Raw genomic sequence first — 2,232 nt, 5'->3', positions numbered from 1 at the left:
GTCAGCGTGGTCTTGCCGTGGTCGACGTGACCGATGGTGCCGACGTTGACGTGCGGCTTGGTGCGCTCGAACTTACCCTTGGCCATGGCTGCTTATCTCGAATTCGTCTTGGGGTGGTGCTGAAGATGGTGCTCACGAAAGGAATCGAACCTTCGACCTCTTCCTTACCAAGGAAGTGCTCTACCGACTGAGCTACGTGAGCGAGTTTTGCATTATGGCATGAACTGAAATATCTTCAAAGTTCTAAACATTCAATGGAGCGGGAGACGGGAATCGAACCCGCACAATCAGCTTGGAAGGCTGAAGTTCTACCATTGAACTACTCCCGCACCGGGAATTGCCACAACGTGAAACTACGTGAAACTGGTGGAGGGAGGTGGATTCGAACCACCGAAGGCGTAAGCCAGCAGATTTACAGTCTGCCCCCGTTGGCCGCTTGGGTATCCCTCCTTACCACCCCATGCCGTGGCGCCGAAGCGTTGCGGTGTGTGGTGGTGAGCCCGCAATTCTGCTGATCCGGCGAGGGTCTGTCAACACGTTTTTTCTTTTTTTTCACACGCTGTCGCAAACCCGTTGATACGCAAGGTTATTGGCCGGGCAGCTGCAGTACTTCGTCGGCAAAGATCGCGACATGCGGCACACCGTCCGCGCCGATCCAGCCCCGATACATGCCTTCGGTGTTGAACGGCAGCCCGATTTCGCCCTTCGCGGTAAGTACGATTGCCCCGCCATCGCCGCCCAGCGCGGGAATCATCTCGTTGATCACTTCGCGCCCGGCCTGCGCGGCGGACGCGCCGGCCAGGCGCACGCGCGCGCAGATCTCGTGCGCGGCCGCGGTGCGCAGGTAGTACTCGCCCCAACCCGTGCCGGAAACGGCACAGCCCTCGTCGGCCCAGGTCCCCGCGCCGATGATCGGCGAGTCGCCGACCCGCCCATAGCGCTTGTTGGTCATGCCGCCCGTCGACGTGCCCGCCGCGAGCGTGCCTGCGGCATCCAGCGCCAGCGCGCCGACGGTGCCGAAGTGCCTGGCGGTTTCCAGCTCGGCATGCGCCTGCCCTGCCCTCTCCTCCTGCAGGGCGCGCTGCAGCTGCTGCCAGCGCTTTTCGGTGCGGAAGTACGACGGATCGACCAGGGCGACGCCCTGTTCGGCCGCGAAGGCCTCGGCGCCCTGCCCGACCATCATCACGTGCGCGGAGTGCGCCATCACCGCCTGCGCCAGCAGGATCGGGTTGCGCACCCGCTGCACGCCGGCCACCGCACCCGCGCGGCGCGTCGCACCCTCCATCAGCGCCGCGTCCAGTTCGTTGCGGCCGTCGTGGGTGAATACCGCGCCGCGCCCCGCATTGAAGGTCGGATCGTCCTCCAGCACGGTGATCGCCCGGGTCACCGCGGCCAGTGCTGGGCGGCCCGCCTTCAGCTCGGCATGCCCCTGCAGCAACGCACTGCGCAGCGCTTCGCGCGCGGCGCGCTCCTCTTCAGCGGACAGCCCTGCGCGCTGCACGCCGGCACCGCCGTGGATCACCAGCAACGGCTGCGGCTCCTTTGCAGCGGCGGCCGCCGCAGCGGCGCCGGAGATCGTCAACAGCACGCACAGCATTCCCAGGCGCAGGTTCATTCGGCAACTCCATCCCCATCGTTGCCGACACGCTGCGCGGCGGCGTGGCCGTTGGCAAGTGCCGTTCGCTGCCGGAGTCGGGTTCTCCACACCTGGCGTGGAGAGCGGTGGGGGTTTGGTGTGGACAAGTAGCGCTGAGCCACACACCGCAAGCGTTTCGAAAGGTGGCGATTATTTGTCCAGGCACCGCCGTGGTTTTCCACACCCCGCGTGGAGAGCGATGGGGGTTTGGTGTGGACAAGTGCCACTGAGCCACACGCCGCAAGCGTTTCAGATGCTGGCCATTATTTGTCCACGCAGAAAAAGTGCCGCACGCAATCATGCTGCGGCTCACTCACGCGAGCGATGTATCGCAGCAGCGAACGGCAGAGCCCCTCGTGGCGGTCGCGAAGCGCTGGTTCTCGGGCTGGGGCCGGGCGGCCGCCACCCGCGCAAAAAAGAAAAAGGAAAACGGTAGCGCCGACCCATGGTCGGCGGAAACCATCAGACCCCCGTTACCCCACCATCCGCCGACCATGGGTCGGCGCTACCAAGGCCGCCATGGACCTGTCGAAGGTGGGGCGGGGTGGGTTGGCGGGGGCGTTGAGCGCCATGGATGGCGCGAAACGAGGCCCGCA

The 2,232-nt window shown here is 65.0% G+C and carries 2 protein-coding genes and 3 tRNA genes; all 5 read right to left on the bottom strand.

What is annotated here, in order from left to right:
* Positions 1 to 86 (bottom strand): GTP-binding protein (locus tag ABB28_RS16240; RefSeq protein WP_033473206.1); only part of this gene is annotated, 86 nt, incomplete at its 3' end.
* Between the two features lie 40 nt (positions 87 to 126).
* Positions 127 to 202: transfer RNA gene (locus ABB28_RS16235), tRNA-Thr, on the bottom strand.
* Positions 203 to 255: 53 nt separating this feature from the next.
* Positions 256 to 329 (bottom strand) — tRNA-Gly (locus ABB28_RS16230).
* 35 nt (positions 330 to 364) lie between these two features.
* Positions 365 to 450, bottom strand: a tRNA-Tyr gene (locus ABB28_RS16225).
* A 136-nt stretch (positions 451 to 586) separates the two neighbouring features.
* Positions 587 to 1,615, bottom strand: coding sequence for an isoaspartyl peptidase/L-asparaginase family protein (locus ABB28_RS16220; RefSeq protein ID WP_057687409.1), 1,029 nt, complete (start codon positions 1,613 to 1,615; stop codon positions 587 to 589).
* Between the last annotated feature and the right edge of the window lie 617 nt (positions 1,616 to 2,232).

This window comes from Stenotrophomonas chelatiphaga (assembly GCF_001431535.1).
GTDB lineage: Bacteria > Pseudomonadota > Gammaproteobacteria > Xanthomonadales > Xanthomonadaceae > Stenotrophomonas > Stenotrophomonas chelatiphaga.
Note: the sequence above shows the minus strand (reverse complement) of the source record. Positions and strands in the feature narration are given on the sequence as shown.